Below are 18,075 nucleotides of genomic sequence, written 5' to 3'. Positions count from 1 at the left end.
GGACGGGCGGCGGACGGCGCGCGGGCTCATCGGCGTACGGGCGCGTACTCAGTCGGCCAGGCCTCGACGAGGCAACTCCTGGTTCTCCTCCTTCAGGACCGGGAAGCGGCGGGGGGCCAGCGTGAGGAGGGCTAGGAGCGCGAGGGCCGCCGCTGCCGCCGCGCCCAGGTAGACCCAGTCCACGGCCGCGTCGACGGCCCTGCGGATGTCGTCGGTGGTGCCGAGGGAGCCGGCCAGGGAGTCGAGGTCCGTGTCGGCGCCGAGGCGGGCGGCGAGGACGCCGTTGGCGACGGCGCCGAAGAGCGCGGCGCCGACGCTCTGGCCGACCTGGCGGCAGAAGAGGACGGAGGCGGTGGTGGTGCCCCGCTCCTCGTACGGGACGGTCGACTGCACGCCGACGATCAGGGGCAGCTGGAAGAGGCCGAGGGCGCCGCCGAGCAGCAGCATCAGGAGGGCGGGCTGCCAGGGTTCGCCGGGGAACGGCAGGAACGGGAACGCGAGCAGCAGGAGCAGGGCGAGGGAGATGCCGAGGACGGCGGTGAGGCGGAAGCCGATGCGGGTGTAGACGCGGTTGGAGAGCGCGGCCGTGATGGGCCAGCTCAGGGTCCAGGAGGAGAGGACGAAGCCGGCGGCTATCGGGCCCAGGCCCAGGACGGACTGGGCGTACGTGGGCAGGAAGACGGTCGGGGCGACCATGAGCAGGCCGAGGGCGCCGAGGGAGAGGTTGACGGCGGCTATCGTGCGGCGCCGCCAGACCCAGCCGGGGATGATCGGTTCGGCGGCGCGCCGCTCGATGGCGACGGTGAGGGCGGCGAGGGCGGCGGCTCCGCCGAGGAGGCCGAGGGACGGGGCGGAGAGCCAGGGCCAGGCGACGCCGCCCTGGACGAGCGCGGTGATGAGGACGGCTCCGGTGGCGAAGATCGCGAGCGCCCCGGCCCAGTCGATCCGTACGCGCGCGCGGGGTGCGGTGCGGGCGGGTTCCACCAGGTGGCGGCCGATCAGCCAGAGGGCGACGAGGCCGACCGGCAGGTTGATGAGGAAGATCCAGCGCCAGTCGGCATAGCCGGCGAGGAGTCCGCCCACGGCCGGTCCCGCGATGGACGAGGCGGCCCACACGGAGGACAGCTTCGCCTGGATCTTCGGGCGTTCCTTCAGGGGGTACAGGTCGGCGGCGATGGTCTGGACCGTGCCCTGGAGGGCGCCGCCGCCGAGGCCCTGGACGATGCGGAAGGCGATCAGGGAGGCCATGTTCCAGGCGCCGGCGCAGAGCACGGAGCCGATGAGGAAGAGGACGGTCCCGGCGATGAGGACGGGCTTGCGGCCGAAGGTGTCGCTGAGCTTCCCGTACACGGGCAGGGTGACGGTGACGGCGAGCAGATAGCCGGAGAAGAGCCAGGAGAAGACGGAGAGCCCACCGAGGTCGCCGACGATCTGGGGGACGGCGGTGGACACGATCGTCCCGTCGAGGGCGGCGAGCCCCATGGCGAGCATGAGCGCGATGACCACGGGGCCGCGGCGTGCGGCAGCCTGGGCGGGAGAGGGCGCGGGATCGGCGTCCGCCCGGGTCGTCGACGGTTCCGTCACCGCGCACCCTTCCTTTCTTCGTACACCTAAATGTGCGCGGACAGGGTCTCACCGGACGGGCGGCGCCGGATAGTCGTCGACGGTCACGGAGTCGTACAGGCGCGCGCTCCTGGTGGTGAGGCGGACGAGGGCGCGGCTGGGCCCGCGGGCAGGGCGGAGGCCGGTGAGCCGTTTCTCGCCGTCGACGACATCGCATGGCCCAGCCGCGGAACCAGCGCGTTCCTCATGCCTTCGGGGAGGCGGGTCTCCCGCCACGGGTGGAGAAACCCCTAGGGGCTCCTCCCCCATGCGGGCCAGGGGTCGTTCGTACCGGCGGAGGAGGAGAAGCGCGGTGGCCGGTTCTTAACTTGAACCTACAGACCCAACCCACCGCTCCAAGGAGAAACACCGTGACTTCGGCTCTGACCATCCCCAGGCACGGGGGTACTGGAGAGGGAACGGCCGTCGCCGCGCGGGCGCGTCAGGTCGTCAAGGCGTACGGGTCGGGGGAGACCCGGGTCGTCGCGCTCGACTCCGTCGACGTGGACATCGCCCGCGGCCGGTTCACCGCGATCATGGGGCCTTCGGGTTCCGGCAAGTCGACCCTGATGCACTGCCTCGCCGGGCTCGACACCGTCACGAGCGGGCAGATCCACCTCGACGAGACCGAGATCACCGGGCTCAAGGACAAGAAGCTCACCCAGCTGCGCCGGGACCGGATCGGCTTCATCTTCCAGGCGTTCAACCTGCTGCCCACCCTGAACGCCATCGAGAACATCACGCTGCCGATGGACATCGCCGGCCGGAAGCCGGACGCCGAGTGGCTGCGGCGGGTCGTCGACACCGTCGGCCTCTCCGACCGCCTCAAGCACCGGCCGAACCAGCTGTCCGGCGGTCAGCAGCAGCGTGTCGCCGTGGCCCGCGCGCTCGCCGCCAAACCGGAGATCATCTTCGGCGACGAGCCGACCGGAAACCTCGACTCGCGGGCCGGCGCCGAGGTCCTCGGCTTCCTCCGCGCCTCCGTGGACGAGCTGGGGCAGACGATCGTCATGGTCACCCACGACCCCGTCGCCGCCTCCTACGCGGACCGGGTGCTCTACCTCGCCGACGGGCGGATCGTGGACGAGATGGAGCGGCCCACCGCCGACGCCGTACTCGACCGCATGAAGGACTTCGACGCGCGCGGGCGGACCTCATGACCGTCCTCAAGACCTCGCTGCGCAACTTCTTCGCGCACAAGGGGCGGATGGCGCTCTCCGCCGTCGCCGTCCTCCTCTCCGTCGCCTTCGTCAGTGGGACGCTCGTCTTCACCGACACCATGAACACGACGTTCGACAAGCTCTTCGCGTCGACCGCCTCGGACGTCACCGTCAGCCCGAAGAGCGCGGGCGGCAACGACGACATCCCGCAGAACGGCCGCCCCGAGTCCCTGCCCGCCTCGGTCGTCGAGCAGGTCAGGAAGGTCGCGGGCGTCAAGGACGCGCAGGGCTCGGTCGCGTCGACGAGCGTCACCGTCGTCGACGCGAAGAACAAGAACGTCGGCCCGACCGGCGGCGCCCCGACCATCGCCGTCAACTGGACGCCCAACGAGCTGCGTTCGGTGGAGATCGCGTCCGGCCACGAGCCGCGCGGCCCGACCGAGGTCCTCGTCGACGGCGCCACCGCCGAGAAGCACGGCCTGAAGCTCGGCGACGAGCTGCGGACCATCGCCGTCACCGGCGACTTCACCGCGAAGATCTCCGGCATCGCCGAGTTCAAGGTCACCAACCCGGGCGCCACCGTCGTCTACTTCGACACCGCCACCGCGCAGCGCGAACTCCTCGGCAAGGAAGGCCTGTTCACCCAGGTCTCCGTGGACGCGAAGCCCGGCGTCTCCGACGACGCGCTCAAGGCGGACGTCGCCGCCGCCCTCGGCGACCGCTACAAGCTGCAGACCGCCGCCGAGGTCGCCGACGCGGGCCGCGCGAGCATGGCCGGCTTCCTCGACGTCATGAAGTACGCGATGCTCGGCTTCGCCGGGATCGCCTTCCTCGTCGGCATCTTCCTCATCGTCAACACCTTCTCCATGCTGGTCGCCCAGCGCACCCGCGAGATCGGCCTCATGCGGGCCATCGGCTCCAGCCGCACGCAGGTGAACCGTTCCGTCCTCGTCGAGGCGCTCCTCCTCGGCCTCGTCGGCTCGGTCGCCGGTGTCGCCGCGGGCGTCGGTCTCGCCGTCGGGCTGATGAAGCTCATGTCCGCGGTGGGCATGGAGCTCTCCACCCGCGACCTCACCGTGAAGTGGACGACCCCGGCCGTCGGCCTCGCCCTCGGCATCGTCGTCACCGTCCTCGCCGCGTACATCCCCGCCCGCCGCGCCGGGAAGGTCTCCCCGATGGCGGCCCTCCGCGACGCGGGCACCCCCGCCGACGGCAAGGCCGGCCGGGTACGGGGCGTCATCGGGATCGTCCTCACGGGCGCCGGAGCGGCCGCCCTGGTGGCGGCGGCCCGCGCCGCGGAGGCCGGACCCGGCTCCCTCTGGCTCGGCCTCGGCGTCGTCCTCTCCCTCCTCGGCTTCGTCGTCGTCGGCCCGCTCCTCGCGGGCGGCGTCGTCCGTGCCCTCGGCGCCGTCGTCCTGCGGATCTTCGGCCCGGTCGGCCGGATGGCCGAGCGGAACGCGCTGCGCAACCCGCGCCGCACCGGCGCCACCGCCGCCGCCCTGATGATCGGCCTCGCGCTCGTCGCCGGCCTGTCGGTGGTCGGGTCCTCGATGGTCGCCTCGGCCACCGAGGAGCTGGACCGCTCCGTCGGCGCCGACTTCATCGTGCGGTCCGGTACGGGTCAGCCGATCGTGCCGCAGGCGCAGGCCGCCCTGGCGAAGGCGCCCGGCCTGGACCACGTCACCGCGTACAAGTGGGTCGACGCCGAGGTCACCGACCCGCGCGGCAAGGTCTCCGCGGCCGGCCTGGCCGCCACCGACCCGACGTACGTGAAGGACCTGCGCCGCGAGATTACGGCGGGCACCCTCACCGACGCGTACGGCAAGGACGCGATGTCCGTCGGCAGCGACTACGCCACCGAGCACGGCGTGAGGGTCGGCGACGTCCTGACCGTCGCCTTCAAGGGCGGCGAGACGGCGAAGCTGAAGGTCGCGGCGATCACCGCGGACACCGGCCAGGTCGACAAGGGGGCGATGTACACCGGCATCTCCACCGTCACCCGCTACCTCCCGGCCGACCGGGTGCCGAACAGCCTGCTCCTCCTGGCCAGCGCCAGGGACGGCCAGGAGACCCAGGCCTACCAGGCCCTCAAGGACGCCCTCGCGCCGTACCCGCAGTACAAGGTGAGCAACCAGGCCGACTACAAGGAGGAGCTGCAGAAGCAGGTCGGGCAGCTGCTCAACATCGTGTACGGGCTCCTCGCCCTGGCGATCGTCGTCGCGGTCCTGGGCGTCGTGAACACCCTCGCGCTCTCGGTGGTCGAGCGGACCCGCGAGATCGGCCTCATGCGGGCCATCGGCCTCTCCCGGCGGCAGCTGCGCCGCATGATCCGCCTGGAGTCGGTGGTCATCGCCCTCTTCGGCGCCCTCCTCGGCCTCGGCCTGGGCATGGGCTGGGGCACGGCCGCGCAGAAGCTCCTGGCGCTCGAAGGCCTCGGGGTCCTGGAGATCCCCTGGCCGACGATCGTGACGGTCTTCATCGGCTCGGCGTTCGTGGGCCTCTTCGCGGCGCTGGTCCCGGCCTTCCGGGCGGGCCGGATGAACGTCCTGAACGCGATCGCGAGCGAGTAGCGGTCGCGGGACGGAACGGGGGCGTGCGGCCCCGGTGGACCCTGCCAGGTCCACCGGGGCCGCACGGCTGTCCGGACGGTTCGGATGGTTCGTAGGGTTCGTACGGTTCGGGTGGTTCGTATGGTTCGGGTGAAGGGGGCCGGTGCGCCGGCGGCTTCACTCGTCGACCCCGAAAGCCTCGTCGAAGGCCTCGGGGAGATCGTCGAAGTCGTCGGAGACGTCGATGCGGCTCTTGAGGGATCCGTAGTCGTTCCGGCGGCCCTTGCCGGCCGGCGGGACCACCTTCGCGACCGGTACGCCGGACTTGCTGATGATCACCTCCTCGCCGGTGGCGACCGCCTCCAGGATCTTGGAGAAGTGGGTCTTCGCCTCGTGGGCGTCGTACTGCCGGGCTGCTTCCATAGCGGCCCCTCACAGCGGGGAGGGCTCACAGCTGGGTGTGCGCGGGGTGGACCGAGTTATGGACTAAAGCGTAATGCGAAACGAGCTGCCGGGCCGTCTGCCCGGGCACCTCCGAGTGGCCCCCTTCCTTCGGGCGGGTGACGGTGGCACGTCGTAGGCTGGGGACGCACCGGGCCGTACGCGCCCGGGACCACCCGGCCCGTGACACGTGTCGGGCTGTTCGCGTTGCCCGACCCGTCGTACGAACCCGGGATGGAAGCTCCATGAGTCTGCACGGTCTGCTCGATGTCGTCGTCAAGGACGCGGCCCTCGCCGAGGCGGTGAAGGCCGCCGCCGACGGGAACCGCCCGCACGTGGACCTGGTCGGGCCGGCGGCCGCACGGCCGTTCGCCGTGGCCGCGCTCGCCCGGGACTCGGGGCGGCCCGTGCTCGCGGTGACCGCGACCGGCCGGGAGGCCGAGGACCTCGCCGCCGCGCTGCGGTCCCTGCTCGACCCTGAGACGGTCGCCGAGTACCCCTCCTGGGAGACCCTGCCGCACGAGCGGCTCTCGCCCCGCTCCGACACCGTCGGCCGCCGGCTCGCCGTGCTGCGCCGCCTCGCGCACCCGCGCGACGACGACCCGGCGGCCGGCCCGGTCAGCGTGGTCGTCGCGCCCATCCGCTCGGTGCTCCAGCCGCAGGTCAAGGGCCTCGGCGACCTGGAGCCGGTGGCGCTCAGGAGCGGGCAGACGGCGGACCTGAACGAGATCGTGGAGGGCCTGGCGGCCGCCGCGTACTCCCGGGTCGAGCTGGTCGAGAAGCGCGGCGAGTTCGCCGTGCGCGGCGGCATCCTGGACGTCTTCCCGCCGACCGAGGAGCACCCGCTCCGGATCGAGTTCTGGGGCGACGACGTCGAGGAGATCCGGTACTTCAAGGTCGCCGACCAGCGGTCCCTCGAGGTCGCCGAGCACGGTCTGTGGGCGCCGCCCTGCCGCGAGCTGCTGCTGACGGAGGACGTGCGCGAGCGGGCGGCGGCGCTCGCCGAGGAGCACCCCGAGCTGGGCGAGCTGCTCAACAAGATCGCCGAGGGGATCGCGGTGGAGGGCATGGAGTCCCTCGCGCCCGTCCTCGTCGACGACATGGAGCTGCTGCTCGACGTCCTGCCCAAGGGCTCCATGGCGGTCGTCTGCGACCCCGAGCGGGTGCGGACCCGGGCGGCGGACCTGGTCGCCACCAGCCAGGAGTTCCTGCAGGCCTCCTGGGCCGCCACCGCCGGCGGCGGCGAGGCCCCGATCGACGTCGGCGCGGCCTCCCTGTGGGGGATCGCGGACGTACGGGACCGGGCGCGCGAGCTGGGCATGGCCTGGTGGTCGGTGTCGCCGTTCGCGGCGGACGAGACCGTGTCGGGGGACACCCTGACCCTCGGGATGCACGCCCCCGAGTCGTACCGAGGGGACACCGCCCGGGCGCTCGCCGACACCAAGGGCTGGCTGGCCGACGGCTGGCGCACGGTCTACGTGACGGAGGCCCACGGCCCCGCGTCCCGCACGGTCGAGGTCCTCGGCGGCGAGGGCATCGCGGCCCGTCTCGACGCCGACCTGGCGGAGATCTCGCCGTCCGTGGTGCACGTGTCGACCGGTTCCATCGACTACGGCTTCGTCGACCCGGTGCTCCAGCTGGCCGTGCTCACCGAGACCGACCTCTCCGGGCAGAAGGCGGCCGGCAAGGACGGCCAGCGGATGCCGGCCAAGCGCCGCAAGACGATCGACCCGCTGACCCTGGAGGTCGGCGACTACATCGTGCACGAGCAGCACGGTGTCGGCCGGTACGTCGAGATGGTGCAGCGGACCGTGCAGGGCGCGACCCGCGAGTACCTCCTCGTCGAGTACGCGCCCGCGAAGCGCGGCCAGCCCGGCGACCGGCTGTACATCCCGACCGACCAGCTGGAGCAGGTCACCAAGTACGTGGGCGGCGAGGCGCCGACCCTGCACCGGCTCGGCGGCGCGGACTGGACGAAGACGAAGCAGCGGGCGAAGAAGGCGGTCAAGGAGATCGCCGCCGACCTGATCAAGCTGTACTCGGCCCGGATGGCGGCCCCCGGGCACGCCTTCGGCCAGGACACGCCGTGGCAGCGGGAACTGGAGGACGCCTTCCCGTACGCGGAGACGCCCGACCAGCTGTCCACCATCGCCGAGGTGAAGGAGGACATGGAGAAGACGGTCCCCATGGACCGTCTGATCTGCGGCGACGTCGGCTACGGCAAGACGGAGATCGCGGTGAGGGCGGCCTTCAAGGCCGTCCAGGACGGCAAGCAGGTCGCGGTCCTGGTGCCGACGACGCTGCTCGTGCAGCAGCACTTCGGCACGTTCAGCGAGCGGTACTCGCAGTTCCCGGTGAAGGTGCGGGCGCTGTCCCGGTTCCAGACGGACACCGAGTCGAAGGCGACCATGGAGGGGCTGCGGGAGGGTTCGGTCGACGTCGTCATCGGCACCCACCGCCTCTTCTCCTCCGAGACGAAGTTCAAGGACCTGGGCCTGGTCATCGTCGACGAGGAGCAGCGGTTCGGCGTCGAGCACAAGGAGCAGCTGAAGAAGCTCCGGGCGAACGTCGACGTGCTCACCATGTCGGCCACGCCCATTCCCCGTACGCTCGAAATGGCGGTCACGGGCATCCGCGAGATGTCGACGATCACCACCCCGCCGGAGGAGCGGCACCCGGTCCTCACCTTCGTCGGCCCGTACGAGGAGAAGCAGATCGGCGCCGCGATCCGGCGTGAACTCCTGCGCGAGGGCCAGGTCTTCTACATCCACAACCGGGTCGACTCGATCGACCGGGCGGCCGCCCGTCTCCGCGAGATCGTCCCGGAGGCGCGGATCGCCACCGCTCACGGCCAGATGTCCGAACAGGCCCTGGAGCAGGTCGTGGTCGACTTCTGGGAGAAGAAGTTCGACGTCCTCGTCTCGACGACGATCGTCGAGTCCGGCATCGACATCTCCAACGCCAACACCCTCATCGTCGAGCGCGGCGACAACTTCGGGTTGTCGCAGCTCCACCAGCTGCGCGGCCGTGTCGGCCGTGGCCGCGAGCGGGGCTACGCGTACTTCCTGTACCCGCCGGAGAAGCCGCTCACGGAGACCGCGCACGAGCGGCTCGCGACGATCGCCCAGCACACCGAGATGGGCGCCGGCATGTACGTCGCCATGAAGGACCTGGAGATCCGCGGCGCGGGCAACCTGCTCGGCGGCGAGCAGTCCGGCCACATCGCGGGCGTCGGCTTCGACCTGTACGTACGGATGGTCGGCGAGGCCGTCGCCGACTACCGGGCGCAGATGGAGGGCGGCGTCGAGGAGGAGGCGCCCCTCGAGGTGAAGATCGAGCTTCCGGTCGACGCCCACATGCCGCACGACTACGCGCCGGGGGAGCGGCTGCGGCTCCAGGCCTACCGCTCGATCGCCTCCGCGAACTCGGAGGAGGACATCAGGGCCGTACGCGAGGAGCTCACCGACCGGTACGGCAAGCTCCCCGAGCCGGTGGAGAACCTGCTCCTGGTCGCGGGCCTGCGGATGCTCGCGCGCGCGTGCGGGGTCGGCGAGATCGTCCTCCAGGGCTCCAACATCCGCTTCGCGCCGGTGGAGCTGCGCGAGTCGCAGGAGCTGAGGCTGAAGCGCCTGCATCCGCGCACGGTCATCAAGCCGGCCGTCCACCAGATCCTGGTGCCGCGCCCGACGGCCGGCAAGATCGGCGGCAAGCCGGTCGTGGGCCGTGAACTCCTGTCGTGGACGGGCGAGTTCCTGACGACGATCCTCGGAGGCTGAGGCCGCACGGCGGCGCCCCCTTGCTGCGGGGCGCCGCCGTTCGGCTGCTACAGCTCGTCGAGGTCCAGGGCCCCGGCCATCGCGTGGTAGCCCGCGTCGTTCGGGTGGAGGTGGTCGCCCGAGTCGTACGCGGGGAGGATGCGGTCCGGGTCGGCCGGGTCGGCGACGACGCGGTCGAAGTCGACGACTGCGTCGTACGCGCCCGAGGTGCGGACCCAGGTGTTGAAGGCCTCCCGCTTGGCCTCGTTGACGGGGGTCTCGTAGAAGGAGCCCCCGACCGGGGTGAGGGTGGCGCCGACGACCTTGAGGCCCTTGGCGTGCGCCTGCCGGATCAGGGTGCGGTGGCCCTCGATGAGCTGGTTCACGGACACCTCGGGGGTCGGGCCGCCCGGGAAGGACGGGCCGCTGCCGCCGATGTCGTTGAGGCCCTCCAGGAGGATCACCGTGCCGACGCCCTTCTCGGTGAGGACGTCCTTCTCGAACCGGGCGACGGCCTTCTCGCCCGCCCAGGTGGTGTCGTTGACGACCTGGTTGCCGCCGATGCCGTGGTTGAGGACGGCGCGGGGCCGGCCGGCGGCGGCGAGGCGCTCGGCGAGCTCGTCGGGGTAGCGGTTGTCGGCGTCGGTCGTGGAGCCGACGCCGTCGGTGATGGAGTCGCCGAAGGCGACGATGCCGTCGCGGCGGGCGGTGTCGCGGCCGCCGGTGACCTCGACGCCGGAGAGGAAGTACCAGGAGCTGCTGGTCTCCCGGAAGGCGGCGCCGGAGAGGTCGGCGCGGTGGTCGCCGTCGGCGCGGTAGCTGGTGGCCGAGGAGAAGGAGTGGAAGGTCGCCGGGCCGGTCGCGTCCGCGAGGTAGAGGGTGACGGTCAGGTTCTCGAAGGCGTGGACGGGGAGGTTCACGGCGTCGCTGAGGAGGGTCTCGCCGGCCGGGATCGTCACGGACGGCCGGTGGCCGAAGCGGAGCGTGCGCACGGAGCCGGGTTCGACCGTGCTTCCGGCGGCGGTACGGGCGACGGTCGCGCCGGTGATCCGCAGCGGGCCGGTGCCGTAACGGTTCGTCAGCTCGATCCGGGCCCGGGTGCCGGTCGCGGTCACGCGGACGACCTGGCGGACCGTGTGGTTGTCGAAACCCTGCTGCGACCAGTTGGGACCGAACGGCGCGGTCGCCGACTGCGGGGACGCGGCCCAGGCGCCGCGCCAGGCGGGGCCGTGGGAGCCGGTGTCGGCGAGGGCGGTGGGGGTTAAGGCGAGGGCACCGGTGGTGAGGAGGGCGAGGGCGGCGCGGCGGAGGGTGTTCGAGGTTCGCATGTTTCTGTCAATTGCGGGCTGACGTGGGCTATTCCCATTCCCCGGTGGCCGGTTGAGCCGAGAAGAGCAGGCCGGTGAGCGAGCGGAAGTACTCCTCCGGGTCCCGGCCGCCCATGGCCGCGTCCACGTTGTGGGTGAGGAGCAGCGTCGCGAAGCCGTGGGCGAGCGACCAGGCGGCGATGCCTGCCGTACGGGCGTCCGGGACGTGCTTCACGTCGGCGACGCCCGCGCGGAGTTCGGCGGAGGCGCGGTCCTTGGCGGCGAGGAGGTCCGGGTCGTCGGCGCGGAGCAGCTCCGGCTGGAACATGACCTGGAAGTGCGCGGGGTGGGCGGTGGCGAAGCGGACGTAGCGCACGCCGCGTTCGCGCAGTTCGGGGGCGTCGGCGAGGGCCTCCGCGAGGAGGCCGTACCCCTCGGTGGCGATGGCCGTGAGCAGGCCCGTGCGGTCCTTGAAGTGGTGGGCGGGGGCGGCGTGCGAGACGCCGGCGCGGCGGGCGAGGTCGCGCAGGCTCAGTGCCCCGGGGCCCTCGGCGGCGATCACGTCGAGGGCGGCGGCGAGGACGGCCTGCCGCAGGTCGCCGTGGTGGTAGGTGCTCCGACTCGTCATGGCAGCAGCTTAGCCGTCATCTAGGCATTGACAAGTTCACTGGGGCGGGTGCAATCTTGTCAGTGTCAAGTTCGAAGGCGATGTGAAGGAGCACCCCATGGAGACCGCTCGCGTACGTCAGATGTGGCACCTGCTCGAACCCCTGCACGCCGTGCTCTACTACGCCCCCGAGGCCTTCGACGAGGCCGACGCCCTCGGCTACGAGACCGCCGACCGCTGGCCCTCCTACTTCGCGTGGCGCGCCGCCGCCCTCGGCCCCGCCGGCCCGGCCCGGGTCGCCTCCGCCTTCTACAGCTTCAGTTCCGAGAAGGTCGCCCGGCACGTCCCCGCCGCCTGGAAGGTCGCCGACCCCTCCGACGTGCTCGCCGCCCGGCTCCGCGCCGTCGACCGGACCTACCGGACCCTCCTCGGCGAGGAGACGCTCGACGGTCCCGCCCTCGCCGAGGCGGCCGGGCTCGCCCGCCGCGCCGCCGAGTCGGCCGGCCTCGAAGGCCGCCCGCTCGCCGCCGCCCACGCCGAACTGCCCTGGCCCGACGCCCCGCACCTCGTCCTCTGGCAGGCGGCGACGATCCTGCGCGAGCACCGGGGCGACGGCCACATCGCCGCCCTGATCGCCGCCGGCCTCGACCCGGCCGAGTCGCTCGTCTCCTTCGCGGCCGTCGGAGCCGCGCCCGAGCCGGTCTTCGAGAGCCGGGGCTGGAGCGAGGGCGACTGGGCCGCCGCGCGTGACCGGCTGACCGCCCGGGGCCTGCTGGGTCCGGACGGCGCCGCCACCGAGGAGGGCCGCGCCCTGCGCGCCGAGGTCGAGCGGCGCACCGACGAACTGGCCGCGGGCCCGTGGGAGGCCCTCGGTCCGGAGGCCACCGCCCGGCTCTCGGACCTCCTGGGCGGCCCCTGGCTCACCGTCGTCGGCTCCGGCCTCCTGCCCTCCGAGAACACCCTCGGCATCGGAAAGATCTGACGGCGCCTCAACCCCCGGGCCTTCCGCCCGTCCGATTCGGGACCGAAGATCCGAAGGGTCCGGCACTCCCGGGCCTAGGATCCCAGGGTGCTGACACGTCGAACGATCCTGCCCGCGGCCCTGGCCGCCACCGCCGTGCTCCTGGCCGGCGCCTGTTCGCCGAGCGGAGGAAGCGACTCGGCCGGCGGCGCCGGCGGGAGGCCCGTCGCGCGCGGTACGGCGCTCGCCGCCGTGAACACCCTCACGGTCAAGGGCCGTGCGCCGAAGACCGGTTACGAGCGGGAGAAGTTCGGCCGCGCCTGGGTGGACGTCGACGGCAACGGCTGCGGCACCCGTGACGACATACTCAAGCGCGACCTGACCGGCGTCCGCTTCACGGACGGCCACTGCAAGGTCGCCTCCGGCACCCTCACCGACGACCCCTACACCGGCACCACCGTCCGGTACGTCCGGGGCCGCTCCAAGGTCGACATCGACCATGTCGTCGCGCTCTCCGACGCCTGGCAGAAGGGGGCGCAGAAGTGGGACGGCGAGACCCGGCGCCGCTTCGCCAACGACCCGCTCAACCTCCTCGCCGTCGACTCCGCCACCAACCGCGGCAAGTCCGACGGCGACGCCGCGACCTGGCTGCCGCCGAACAAGGCCTACCGCTGCACGTACGTGGCCCGGCAGGTCGCGGTGAAGAAGAAGTACGGGGTGTGGGTGACGGCGGGCGAGCGGGACGCGATGAAGCGGGTCCTCGGCACCTGCCCGAAGCAGAAACTTCCGTAGGCCCGGGACCCAGTCCGGAAAAAACGTTTGGGTGGCCGGTGAACGGTCTCTAACCTGGCCGCATGGACCTGAACATCACGACCCTCGCCGAACGGCCCGCGCTCGAAGGGGCGATGTGGTCCATGAAGGACCTGTGGCCCGAGTTCATGATGTACGACCCGGTCGGCTGGGCCAACATGGGCCGGATCGTCCGGGAGTTCCCGGAGTTCGTGCTCGTCGCCACCGACGCGACCGGCGCGGTCGTCGCCCGTGGCTTCAGCGTGCCCTTCCGGCTCGACGCGGAGGGCCGCCGCGCGCTGCCCGCCCGCGGCTGGGACGAGGTCCTCAACTGGGCCTTCTCCGACCTGCGGCACGGCCGGGAGGCCGACACCGTGAGCGCGATCGAGATCACCGTCGACCTCGGCCACCTCGGCCAGGGCCTCTCGCACCGGATGCTGGCCGCCATGCGGGAGAACGCCGGCAACCGCGGCTTCGCCGAGCTGGTCGCCCCGGTCCGGCCCAACGGCAAGCACCTGGAGGCCGAGGCCTCCATGCACGAGTACGCCTTCCGTACGCGGGAGGCGGACGGCCTGCCGCACGACCCGTGGCTCCGCGTCCACGTGCGCGCGGGCGGCGTGATCGAGGCGGTGGCCCCGGCCTCGATGACCGTCTCCGGCTCCGTCGAGCAGTGGCGGGAGTGGACCGGCCTGCCCTTCGACACGGACGGCCCGGTCGAGGTCGAGGGCGCGCTCGTCCCGGTCCACTGCGAGGCCACGCGCGGCTACGCGGTCTATGTCGAGCCCAACGTGTGGGTCCGGCACCGCATCTGACGCGTCCGATGTGCACGTGAGGGGGCCGTCACCCGGTGACGGCCCCCTCCGCACGTATCGGTCAGTCGGTCTTGACGACGTCCTTCGCCGCCGGGACCGTCGCCACGACCGGCTTCCCGAAGTGCGAGAAGGTGATCGTCCCCGGCTCCTCGCCGCCCTTCGTGACGATCCTCAGGACGTACGGGGTGCCCTGCGTGGCCACGTAGACCGTGCTGGTCTCGCCGCCGTCGCCGGGCTCGGTCAGGGCCAGCGCCTTCTGACCGCCGACGGTGGTCTCCGCGCCCTTCACGATCCCGCTCGCGCCCTGCTCGAACCCGCCGAGGAGCCCCTTCAGGTCGCAGAGCGCCAGCATGTCCTTGGCGTCGGGGTCGGAGACGGGCGACTTCATCCAGCGGCCCTTGAGCTCCTTGATGGTGGCCTCCTGCACCTCGGGGCTCTCGTCCTTGACCTGCTCGCGCAGGAAGGCCTCGTCGAAGCGCATGTAGACGTTCTTGTCGTCGGCCTTGACCAGTTCCGCCGTGCTGGCGGTGCCGACGGACATGGTGCCGGCGCACTTCCCCCGGGTGTCGAGCGAGAGGTAGCCCTTCGTCGGCTCGTCGGCGGACTTCAGGTCGACGTCCACCGTGAGGGACTTCGCGGTCGTCGTCGCCGCGAAGGCCTTGTCGACGATCTGTGAACCGGTCAGTTCCCCGAAGGGCCCGGCCGGCTTGGCGTCGTCCGAGGACGGGCCGCAGGCGGTGGCGCCGAGGGCGAAGGCGGCGCACAGGAGGGCCGTGACGGCGGTGCGGCGGGTGCGGGGCTGGGCGTGCATGGGGGCGTCTCCGAGGGATGGTGCGGGGGTGTCACGGGGGCGGCGTACGGGGGTGAGGGGGAGCACGGGGGTGGGGCCCCGAAGGGCCCCGGTTCCTTGGGGTGCGTGTCCCGGTGGTGCGTGTCCGGCCGGGTCAGCCGACCTTCAGCTCCCACTGCGAGGCGTTGTAGTCGAAGCCGGGGTGGACCTCGACGGTCAGGTTCTTGGCGTCCTTGGGGGCGTCGAAGGCGACGGTGATGGTGGCCTTCTTGCCGGGCAGGACGCTGCCCTGGAAGCCCGTACCGACCTTGCCGTCGATGATCTGCTCAGCCGTGACGCCGTCCTTGCCGGCCCGCCCGGTGAGGGAGACGAGCGTGGCGTCGAACTTCTTCTTGCCGCCGTTCTCGATGACCACGGTCACCTGGTAGGCCTTGTTGCCCTTGGTGTGGCCGACCGCGAACTCGCCCGGGGAGTACGCCTTCGGGTCCGAGACCGTGACCTTGAGGTCGTCGTCGTAGACCGAGCTGTCGCCGTCCGCGAGGTTCTTGGCCGCCGGATCCTTCGGGGCCGAGTCCTTGATCCCCTTGTCGATCTCGTCGACCGCGTCGCTGACGGCCGTGACCACGATGACGATGCCGACGACCGAGAGGACCAGGGACGCGAGGCCCAGGATCGCGCCGGTCAGCGCCACTCCCTTGTTGTTCGCCTCGCCGCGCTTCACGCGGCCCTTGCCGACGAGACCCAGGATCAGGGCGATCACGCCGAGGATTCCGGCCAGCCAGAAGAGGAAGGGCATGAATCCCGAGACCGTGCCGATGATGCCGAGGATCAGGGCGGCGGTGCCGAGGCCGTTGCGCATGACCCGGGGGGCGGCGGCAGGCGGGACCTGGGTGTCGTACGACATGGGTGTGTCCTCCCGGACATTGACGATGTCTGGTGCGATGGGTCAATCACAGCAGAGCCTGTGAACCGAGTCAACACGGTTCACGGAAAACGAGTCGACTCACACTGTGAAGTGGTGCCGTGCGCGTTCGTCGGTAGGATTGGTGTCACAGCCAGAGGGGCGAACCAGGGGAGTTGGGTCACGTGCCGGAGAACGCAGCAGAGGCGGGTGCGGAGCACACGGGTGGCACGGAACCCGGTGCCGCAGAGACGACCACCGCCGCCGAGGTGACCGCCGCCGGGATCGCCCGGCTCGCCGGGGTCGGCCGGGCCGCCGTCAGCAACTGGCGCCGCCGCCACCCCGACTTCCCCAAGCCCGTCGGCGGCACGGAGAGCAGCCCGTCCTTCGCCCTCGCGGACGTCGAGCGGTGGCTCCGCGCCCAGGGCAAGCTCGCCGAGGTCCCCCTCAAGGAGCGCGTCTGGCAGCAGGTCGCGGGCCACCCGGCCGGCGCCGTCACCGCCCTCGTCCACGCGGGCTGCGCCCTCCTCCTCGTACGGGACCGGTCCGCGGCCTGGCCCGCGCTCGCCGAGCTCCCCGACGCGCGGCTCGCGGAGGTGCTGCCCGTCGCCCTGGAGGAGGCGCTCACCGAGCGCCTCGGCCCCGAGCGGGCCGTCCTCACCCCCACCGCCCCCGGGCTCGCCGCCTCCGTCCCGCTCCTGCGCGGGGCCGCCGAGCTCGCGGCCGAGACCGGGGTCCGCCAGGCCTTCGAGTTCCTGCTCGGCCGTCACCTCGACGCCAACCCCCGGCAGTACACGCTCACCCCGCCCGGCCCCGCCGCCCTCATGGCGGCGCTCGCGGCCACCCCGAGGGCGGGGCGCGGAGGCGTCCCGCTCACCGTCCTCGACCCCGCCTCCGGGACCGGCGGCCTGCTGAGCGCGGTCGAGCGCCCCGGCGCCGTCTGCGGCCAGGACGCCGACTCCGACCTCGCCGCGCTCACCGCCCTGCGCCTGGCGCTCGCCGGCGACGCCGACATCCGCGTCCGGTCCGGCGACAGCCTGCGCGCCGACGCCTTCCCGATGCTCGCGGCGGACGCCGTCCTGTGCCACCCGCCGTTCAACGAGCGGAACTGGGGCCACGACGAGCTGGCCTACGACCCGCGCTGGGAGTACGGCTTCCCGGCCCGCACGGAGTCCGAACTGGCCTGGGTCCAGCACGCCCTGGCCCGGCTCCGCCCCGGCGGCACCGCCGTCCTCCTCATGCCGCCCGCCGCCGCCTCCCGCCGCTCCGGCCGCCGCATCCGTGCCGACCTGCTCCGCCGGGGCGCCCTGCGCGCGGTCGTCGCGCTCCCGGCCGGCGCCGCTCCGCCGTACGGCATCGCGCTCCACCTCTGGGTGCTGCGCAGGCCCGTCCAGGGCGAGCGCCACACCGGCGAACTCCTCCTCGTGGACGCCGCCTCCGAGCAGGCGGGGCCGGGCCGGGAGGGCCGCGACCGGCTCGACTGGCCGGCCGTGCAGGCCGCCGTACTGGACGCCTGGACGCCCTTCGACCGGGACGGCACCCTCGCCGGGACCCCGGGCGCGAGCCGTTCCGTGCCGGTCATCGAGCTCCTCGACGACGACGTCGACCTGGCGCCCGCCCGCCACCTCCCGCCGCCGGCCGCCGCCGAGGGCGCGGTCCAGCTCGCCGGGGTCCGCGAGCGGCTGACCGAGACCCTGCGCCGGACCCGCGAACTGACCCCGCCGCCCGTGACCGACCCGGCCTCCGGCGGCGGCGCGGCCGTCGGCCGGCCCACGACCACCGTCGGCGAACTCGCGCGCGCCGGGGCGCTGGCCCTGCGCGCGGGAGGCGCGGGCACCGCGCCCGCCTCCGCCCCGGTCGCCGTCCTCACCGACCACGACGTCCTCGCCGCCCAGCCGCCCTCCGGGACGCTGCCCGACGGCCCGCCCGAGGAGCCGGTCCTCCTCGAAGCCGGGGACGTCGTCGTCCCGGTCCTCGGCGGCGGCGCGGCCGTCCGGGTCGTCGACGCCTCCGCCGAGGGCGCGGCCCTCGGCCGCAACCTCCAGCTGCTGCGCCCCGATCCGGCGGCGCTCGACCCCTGGTTCCTGGCCGGTTTCCTCCGGGCCACCGCCAACACCCGGCAGGCCAGCAGCTACGCCTCCACCGCGACCCGGCTCGACGTGCGCCGCCTCCAGCTGCCGCGCCTGCCCCTGGCCGACCAGCGCAGGTTCGGGGAGCGGTTCCGGGCGCTCGCCGAGTTCGAGGAGTCGCTGCGCCTGGCCGCACGCCTCGGCGACCAGCTGGTCCAGGGCCTGTACGACGGTCTGGCGGACGGCACCGTCGCACCCTGACGGGTCGCCTCGGCCGATCGGTTCGACAACGGTTCCGGGTATCCCGGAACCGTTGTCCGCGCGGGTGTATA

Annotated in this window: 13 protein-coding genes; 7 read left to right on the top strand and 6 right to left on the bottom strand. The window is 72.7% G+C overall.

What is annotated here, in order from left to right:
• Nucleotides 1-48: 48 nt before the first annotated feature.
• A complete protein-coding gene (locus ACN9M0_RS14230; RefSeq protein ID WP_426403682.1) occupies nt 49-1,584 on the bottom strand; it encodes an MFS transporter in 1,536 nt (511 codons plus the stop codon).
• A gap of 389 nt (nt 1,585-1,973) precedes the next feature.
• Here ACN9M0_RS14230 and ACN9M0_RS14225 point away from each other — a divergent pair, with 389 nt between their 5' ends.
• A complete protein-coding gene (locus ACN9M0_RS14225; protein WP_366037915.1) occupies nt 1,974-2,762 on the top strand; it encodes an ABC transporter ATP-binding protein in 789 nt (262 codons plus the stop codon).
• The gene (locus tag ACN9M0_RS14220) at nt 2,759-5,332 is read left to right on the top strand and encodes an ABC transporter permease (RefSeq protein ID WP_366037914.1); all 2,574 of its coding nucleotides are present in this window, start codon (nt 2,759-2,761) and stop codon (nt 5,330-5,332) included. The genes ACN9M0_RS14225 and ACN9M0_RS14220 overlap by 4 nt, the downstream gene beginning before the upstream one ends.
• 156 nt (nt 5,333-5,488) lie before the next feature.
• On the opposite strand, the gene ACN9M0_RS14215 is transcribed toward ACN9M0_RS14220, so the two are convergent.
• A complete protein-coding gene (locus tag ACN9M0_RS14215) occupies nt 5,489-5,734 on the bottom strand; it encodes a type II toxin-antitoxin system Phd/YefM family antitoxin (RefSeq protein WP_366037913.1) in 246 nt (81 codons plus the stop codon).
• 263 nt (nt 5,735-5,997) lie between these two features.
• On the opposite strand from ACN9M0_RS14215, the gene mfd reads away from it, so the two are divergent.
• A complete protein-coding gene (mfd, locus tag ACN9M0_RS14210; RefSeq protein ID WP_366037912.1) occupies nt 5,998-9,528 on the top strand; it encodes a transcription-repair coupling factor in 3,531 nt (1,176 codons plus the stop codon).
• A 47-nt stretch (nt 9,529-9,575) separates the two neighbouring features.
• Here mfd and ACN9M0_RS14205 read toward each other — a convergent pair whose 3' ends face one another.
• Both ACN9M0_RS14205 and ACN9M0_RS14200 read right to left on the bottom strand, forming a co-directional pair.
• A complete protein-coding gene (locus ACN9M0_RS14205) occupies nt 9,576-10,835 on the bottom strand; it encodes an SGNH/GDSL hydrolase family protein (protein WP_426403681.1) in 1,260 nt (419 codons plus the stop codon).
• Nucleotides 10,836-10,863: 28 nt separating this feature from the next.
• Nucleotides 10,864-11,442, bottom strand: a complete 579-nt coding sequence (locus tag ACN9M0_RS14200; RefSeq protein WP_426403680.1) for a TetR/AcrR family transcriptional regulator — start codon at nt 11,440-11,442, stop codon at nt 10,864-10,866.
• A gap of 97 nt (nt 11,443-11,539) precedes the next feature.
• On the opposite strand from ACN9M0_RS14200, the gene ACN9M0_RS14195 reads away from it, so the two are divergent.
• The 3 genes from ACN9M0_RS14195 (at nt 11,540) to ACN9M0_RS14185 (ending at nt 13,983) form a co-directional block, all read left to right on the top strand.
• Nucleotides 11,540-12,403, top strand: a complete 864-nt coding sequence (locus tag ACN9M0_RS14195) for an SCO6745 family protein (RefSeq protein WP_366037909.1) — start codon at nt 11,540-11,542, stop codon at nt 12,401-12,403.
• 87 nt (nt 12,404-12,490) lie between these two features.
• Nucleotides 12,491-13,174 carry an HNH endonuclease family protein gene (locus ACN9M0_RS14190; protein WP_366037908.1) on the top strand — a complete coding sequence of 228 codons (684 nt, stop codon included), beginning with the start codon at nt 12,491-12,493 and terminating at the stop codon, nt 13,172-13,174.
• Between the two features lie 62 nt (nt 13,175-13,236).
• Nucleotides 13,237-13,983, top strand: a complete 747-nt coding sequence (locus ACN9M0_RS14185) for an N-acetyltransferase (RefSeq protein ID WP_366037907.1) — start codon at nt 13,237-13,239, stop codon at nt 13,981-13,983.
• Between the two features lie 61 nt (nt 13,984-14,044).
• On the opposite strand, the gene ACN9M0_RS14180 is transcribed toward ACN9M0_RS14185, so the two are convergent.
• Nucleotides 14,045-14,794 (bottom strand): hypothetical protein, encoded by a 750-nt coding sequence (locus ACN9M0_RS14180; RefSeq protein WP_426403679.1) that lies wholly within the window; start codon nt 14,792-14,794, stop codon nt 14,045-14,047.
• Between the two features lie 133 nt (nt 14,795-14,927).
• Nucleotides 14,928-15,677 carry a DUF4190 domain-containing protein gene (locus ACN9M0_RS14175; protein ID WP_366037905.1) on the bottom strand — a complete coding sequence of 250 codons (750 nt, stop codon included), beginning with the start codon at nt 15,675-15,677 and terminating at the stop codon, nt 14,928-14,930.
• 266 nt (nt 15,678-15,943) lie between these two features.
• On the opposite strand from ACN9M0_RS14175, the gene ACN9M0_RS14170 reads away from it, so the two are divergent.
• The gene (locus ACN9M0_RS14170; protein WP_366037952.1) at nt 15,944-18,004 is read left to right on the top strand and encodes an N-6 DNA methylase; all 2,061 of its coding nucleotides are present in this window, start codon (nt 15,944-15,946) and stop codon (nt 18,002-18,004) included.
• Nucleotides 18,005-18,075 lie beyond the last annotated feature (71 nt).

The organism is Streptomyces sp. R-07 (genome assembly GCF_049913175.1).
Taxonomy (GTDB): domain Bacteria; phylum Actinomycetota; class Actinomycetes; order Streptomycetales; family Streptomycetaceae; genus Streptomyces.
Note: the sequence above shows the minus strand (reverse complement) of the source record. Positions and strands in the feature narration are given on the sequence as shown.